Genomic DNA, 207 nt, shown 5'->3' with positions numbered 1-207 from the left:
AGGACACTCAAACGCCGAGCCGGGGACATCCTGGCCTACTTCGATCATCCCCACACCAGCAACGGTCCTACCGAAGCGATCAACGGCCGCCTCGAACACCTACGCGGATCCGCACTCGGATTCCGCAACCTCACCAACTACATCACCCGAGCACTCCTCGAAACAGGAGGATTCAAACCCCAACTACACCCCCAATTATGAAGAGCC

1 protein-coding gene is annotated in these 207 nt (G+C 58.0%); it reads left to right on the top strand.

The window, feature by feature from the left end:
• On the top strand, positions 1-201 hold a 201-nt coding region (locus QP415_RS13295; RefSeq protein WP_285100383.1), incomplete at its 5' end, for a transposase.
• Between the last annotated feature and the right edge of the window lie 6 nt (positions 202-207).

The organism is Pauljensenia sp. UMB3104, assembly GCF_030217285.1.
GTDB lineage: Bacteria > Actinomycetota > Actinomycetes > Actinomycetales > Actinomycetaceae > Pauljensenia.
The sequence above is the reverse complement of the archived record's forward strand: the minus strand, read 5'-3'. Positions and strand labels throughout refer to the sequence as shown.